Annotated in this window: 2 protein-coding genes; both read right to left on the minus strand. The window is 56.1% G+C overall.

Features of this window, described 5'->3' with window-relative positions:
• Positions 1–160: 160 nt before the first annotated feature.
• Complete coding sequence (locus VL547_RS23580; RefSeq protein ID WP_325582672.1) at positions 161–1,768, minus strand: SusD/RagB family nutrient-binding outer membrane lipoprotein; 1,608 nt, start codon at positions 1,766–1,768, stop codon at positions 161–163.
• Between the two features lie 18 nt (positions 1,769–1,786).
• On the minus strand, positions 1,787–5,119 hold the full coding sequence (locus VL547_RS23585) for a SusC/RagA family TonB-linked outer membrane protein (protein ID WP_325582674.1): 3,333 nt from the start codon (positions 5,117–5,119) through the stop codon (positions 1,787–1,789).
• Positions 5,120–5,861: the final 742 nt, after the last annotated feature.

Genomic DNA, 5,861 nt, shown 5'->3' on the forward strand with positions numbered 1-5,861 from the left:
TTTTGCGAAAAGTTTCGCAAAACAGGGGGAAAAGAGGCACCAACCCCTCATTCCGGTGCTTAGAGGCGCGGCGGCGGGGAGGATTGTTGTTTTTTTCAAAGAAAAAAGGGGCCGCCCATGAAGAGGCGGCCCCGGATTCGTCTATGGTGTTGGAGAAGGCTTATTTAAGCAACCACATCGTCTCGTTGATGTCGTCCTTGCCGGCGTATTGGCTTTGGACGGCAGCTTGGTAGTTGGCGGTGTTGGCCGCGGCTTCGTCCTGCGGATATTGGAAACGCAGGGGGACGGTGCCACCATTGCCGTAACCGGACTGGGCCGGGCCCTGGAGGAAACCGGGGACGCCGGTCCGGCGCCATTGATAATAGCCCTCGAGACCCGAGTTGCGGAACATCGAGATGTATTTTTGCTCGAGGACCTGGGAGATGCCGCGGGCGTTATTGCCGGCAAAGGCCACCAAGGGCTGCGCCATATAGGCAGCGTAGTTGAAGTGGACGGTGTAGATGATGTCATCGCCCAGGGAGCCCGAGGGCTTCTGGAGGTAGACGGTGTTGTCGCCGTCCTTTACGCCGTAGAAGTCGAAATCGGAGAAGATACCCTTCTGGTACCAGCCGGCGGCATCACCGGAGCCCCAGCCCCGGGCGATACCCTCGGCAATGTTGAAGCACATTTCGGGATAACCGATGATGAAGGTGTTTTCGCCGGTCAGCCCCTCGTAGTAGCGGTGACGGCCGATGAGCGAATACAGGTTCGTGGAATTCGAGGTAACGCCCTGGGTCATGGTCGACAGGGGCAGGCCGGAGTTCGCGCCCTTGTAGGAGCGGTAGTCCGTATCGGCGTAACCCAGGCCGCGGGCGGGTTCCGCCACCATCATGACGCGGAGGTCGTTGAAGGAAGACAGGGAATCCGTATACGCGGCAGCCATATTGTACCGGAGAGTCTGGGTACCGTATACGGTGTTGTTATTCGGGTAATAGTTGTACTGCGAATTGTACTGGAACTGCACCCCGTCCTGCCAGCTGGTCATCAGGGGATACTGGGTCGGGTTGCCGATGATGGCGGCAAACTGGCTTTGTACGCCCAGGTCGGGGTCGGAAGCCTGGTTGCTCAGCTCGACCAGCACCCGGAGGCGGAAGGCGTTGAAGGCCTTTTGCCATTGCACCATGGCGGGGGAAGCACCAACGAAATCCGCGAAATAGGAGTCGCCGGAGAATTCATACGTCTGGCCGGTGGCGATGAGCTGGCCCATTTCCGTATTGGCGGAGTCCAGCCATTTCAGACACTGGATAAAGATCGACTTCTGGGTGTCGTACTTGGGGGTGAAGTTGGCGGCGCCCTGGAGAGCGTCCGTCATAGGGAGGTCGCCCACCGCCATGGTCATCTTTACAAAGAAATATGCCTTGAAAAACTTCGCCATGGCATCATACGGATTCGCGGTCGTGTTTGCCGCGGTGGCTGCCGACGCCTGCATGTTGAGGACGTTGGTGAGCGTCGTATAGTTCAGGCTGGCGAACTGGGAGTGGAAAACCCCGTCCCAATAAGCATTGTCGTCATAGTAGTTGTAGTTGGAGCAGGTATACTGGTCGTTGCGCTCCTCCTGCCCGAAGGGCGCTACGTACATATCGGCCTCGATAGTCCGGAGCAGCTGGGAGGGAGGCACGACCGTGGGCTCGTTGGGGTTCTGCTTGTACTCGCTGAACTTCTTGGAGCAACCGCTGAGCGCCAGACCCAATGCCGCCGTGGCCATTACTGCATATATATTTCGTTGCATAATCTTGTCGTTGAGGGGTTAGAATACTACGTTGATGTTGAACCCATAGCTCCGGGTCGTGGGTGTCTGGAGGCCCGAACCGCTGATGATGTTGTTGTTGATGTCACGACCTGGGTACTGGTCAACGTCGACGTCCTTGTACCGCTTGTTGAAGAAGTACAGCAGGTTGCGCCCTACCAGCGAGACGTCGATCTTGGAGATCATCGTCCTGCGCAGGAAACCCTGGGGTAGGGAATACCCGAAGATCACTTCGCGCAGCTTGGCATAGGTCCGGTTGATGACCGTGTGCTCGGCGTCGCTCAACGGGCCGCTGGAGTAGTTCTGCATGTACAGGGGCGTGGAGTTGTTCGTCTGGAACTGGAGCGACTTTTCGTTCGTGATGTTCCCGTATTGGTCGAACTGGAGCGCACCGTTGGGGGTGGAAATCTGGACGCCTTCGGCAAGGACGGCCTTACCGTTTACATAGGCGCCGTTGTAACCCGGGTCGCCGAGGTGGTAGGCTTCGATCATACGCGCCTGGCCCAGCTTGCCTTCAACAGTTTCGCTGCCGCGGCCGCCTTCCATCAGCTTGGTGTACACCATGTCCTGGAGCTTACCGCCAACCATACCGTCGAACTGGAAGGACATGAAGAAGTTCTTATAGTCGAAACGGTTGTTGATACCCCAGCTCCAATCCGGGTCTGCGTGACCGAGCACCTTGCCCACCGGCTCATAGAGCGGCAGACCGGAAGCATCGTTGATCACCTGGCCGGCAGCCGTGCGGGCTTCCAGGTTCGCCACCAGGATGTCCACGCGTTGTCCCTCATGGACGACATACCCGGCAGGGCCCTGGATTTCGTGGTTGGGCAGGGACTTGAAGGTCTCCTTGTAGGTCGCCCAGTTGAGCGTCACGTTCCATTTCAGGTTCCGGGTCTGGATGGGAGAGCCTTGCAGCGAAATTTCACCGCCCTGCTTCTGCGTTTTTTCCGCATTCGTCAGGTAGCTGGTATAGCCGGAGGACTCGGCGATCTGGGAATTGAACTGTTGGGGACCGTGCACGTATTCGAAATAGGTAGCCGCCAGACCCAGGCGGTTTTCCAGGAACCGGATGTCGAAACCGGCCTCGTAGTTGGAGTAGGTCGCCGGTACGATGCTCTGGTTGACGATCGTGGTCGGGCTGGTGGATTGGCTGTTGTTGTTATACCCGATCGAGGAGGTGTAAGACGGGTTCAGGTTGTAGATAGGGCCACCGTACGTGCTGAGGTAATCGGCGCCGTAGTCAAAGATATAGCCCCCGGCGGTAGGGGTCTCCCCGATATAGGCCTGGGTGCCGCCGTCCTTTACGTTGGCATAGCTGCCCCGGAATTTCAGGAAGCTGATCGCGCTGCCCAGCTTTGCGTAGTCGGACACCACCGTGCTCAGCGACACCGAAGGATAGAAATAAGCGTCCTTCGCAACCGCGATGGCGGACGTCTTGTCCTCGCGACCGGTAGCGGACAGGGTGACATATTTTTTATAGGTCAGGTCCAAGGAGGCGTAGGCGCTCAACACGAGCATGTTCGAGTTGAAGTTGTACGCATGGATCCCAAAGGTTGAGTTGGCGAAGTTGAAGACGTCCGGCGACGTCAGCTGGTTGGTCGTAACGAAGCTGGACGTATACTTGAAGTTCCGGGCGGTGGCGCCGGCCAGGGCGAACAGGTTGAACCCGCCGCCCAGGTTGCCATTATACTTGACGATCGCCTCGGTGTTGTTTTCCCAAAGGGAGCGACGGTCTTCGCGGTAGTTCCCGTGGTTATTGTACTCCTGGCTGTACGGGTGCGCCCACCAGGGCAGCTTTTCCGTCCTGAAGATGTCGTAAGTGGTTACGTTGGAACGAACCTGGGCTTCAAAACCGGCGCCCAGCTTGTAGTTGAGGCTGATATAGCCGTACAGGTCGTTTTTGTAGTGGGAACGCAGCCATTCGTTGCTCAGGAACCAGGGGTTCTGGTAGTGCTTGTACTCGATAAACGTCGGACGGTCGCCCAATGGGCCGCCGCCGGAAGGCCAGTAGTTTTTAATCTGGGGGTCATTGATGTTCCAGTCGGAACCCGTCCAGACGTCGATGTCGTATACAATGGAGTTCGGGCCGTAGTCCACTTCGGGTACGTTCGGCGTGAACTGGCGATCGTAGTTCAGGCTGCCCTCCACCTTCAACCGGCTAGAAACGTCATAGCTGCCGTATATATTGAAGTTCAGCTTGTTCAGCTCCGTGTTGGGCACCAACCCGCGCTGATAGCTTTGGGTGACCGACATCCGGATATTGCTGCGGTCCGTTACGGAGGACAGGTTGATGTTGTTCGTCGTGAGGATACCCGTCTGCAGGAAGTGCTGCATGTTGTTGGCCCCCTTCGTCGTAAAGGGCGTCGGTTGGATGTCCCCGCTGTATGTCGACCCGTCGACAAACGTCGTCTGGTACGTCGTACCCGGCGTCACCTTCCCGTTCCATTGCGGGATCAGTCGGCCGTCCATGATCGGACCCCATACGTCGTAGTCGGCGTCGTTGATCCCACCACCGAGACCGTCGCCAAAGGCATACTTCTGGTCATCGCCCGGGCCGTACAGGTTCTGAACCTTGGGAATGGCGATAAACCCTTTATTAAACTGGTTGCTGGTATTGACTTCGACCGTCCAGCCCTTCTTGTTCCTGGCCCCGTGCTTGGTCGTGATCAGGATCGCGCCGACGATACCGCGGTTCCCGTAAAGAGCGGATGCCGCGGGCCCCTTCAGGATGGAGATCGTCTCGATGTCGTCCGGGCTGATGTTCCAGGTGTCGGAGTTGATCGGCAAGCCGTCCACCACATAAAAGGTGATCGGGTTACCGCGGAGCAATACCGTCGGGGTACCCAGCATTTCCTGGTTGATCCCCACGTTCAGACCGGCCACCTTCCCCGCGAGGTTGGCCACCGGGTTCGCTTCCCGGGCCTTAAGCATTTCGGACGCTTTTACTTCCTGGATGGAGTAGCCGATGCGTTTTGCTTCCTTTTTAATACCCAGCGCCGTCACGACGACTTCGTCCAGGTTCTTGGTGATCTGGTCGAGCGAAACGACCATAGTGTTGGATTCTCCCACTTCGACTTCCTTGGGTGCGACGCCAACCCCGCTGAATTCGAGCATGTCGCCCTTTTTAGCCCTGATCCGGAAGGTTCCGTCGACGTTGGAGGTAACCCCGTTTTTTTCGCCCTTGACCATGACCGTCACACCGGGCAGGGGGCTCTGATCAGACTGAGACAGGACCCTCCCATCTATGGCCGATTGAGCCAGCAGGTAGAAAGGGCACAACAACATGCACAGCAGGAGCGCAGCAGTTGATTTTAGTGAATAAATTTTTTGCATAGCGGTTTAGTTTGCTTGGATTGAGAGACTAGGCCGCAAACCTAGTTTGGGTAGTTAAACTAAACCTTAAGTTTACATTAGGTAAACTTTAAATTTTCATTAACAGATGTATCTTTTTGGATAAATGATTGCCGTTCAGCCAAAAGCGGGCGCTTTTGCCGTTAATATGCGTAAATCGTGTGGTACGTGTAATGGAAGTTTTAAGGGAGCTTTAGCGAGTTGCCATAAAGATATTTCCCCGCCCCCAAACTCTCAAGTAAGTTAGCTTTAAGGAAACATTAAGTTTATCCCCCCTAAACATTATCGCATCCCCCCGACACTTTCCGCCGCCCGCCGCCGCACTGCGGAGCATGGGACCGGCGCGGCGCGGCAAGAGCGCTCCCACGCGAACCGCGCCCGCAGGGCCGCGGTAAACAAGCGCAAACTGCGTCCGAGCGCCCAGCCAGGGGAGTACCGAGGGGGCGAAGCCCCTTCGGTCGCGACGCATATGATGTTTTTGGCCGGACCCTTAAGTTTCAAGAGAGAAGGGTCCGGCCAAAAACAAGCGCCCCGTAGAAACGGAGCGCGCAGACATGAGAAAATCTAACGTATGAGTATCTTGAATATCTTATTACGATTTTATATCAACCGTAAAGATAACGTAATTAAAAAGTTTTTATTGTGCTGGTACAAAACTGGGTCAATCGTTTAAAGGCATTCTTAAGGGAATATGATCGAATTGTTATTTAGCTTTCAGCATTTC

This window comes from Dinghuibacter sp. (assembly GCF_035492835.1).
GTDB lineage: Bacteria > Bacteroidota > Bacteroidia > Chitinophagales > Chitinophagaceae > Dinghuibacter.

Excerpts from the sequence above, each read along its gene's own strand:
- VL547_RS23585 (WP_325582674.1), bottom strand. The coding sequence starts at position 5,119 with ATGCAAAAAATTTATTCACTAAAATCAACTGCTGCGCTCCTGCTGTGC.
- VL547_RS23580 (WP_325582672.1), bottom strand. The coding sequence starts at position 1,768 with ATGCAACGAAATATATATGCAGTAATGGCCACGGCGGCATTGGGTCTG.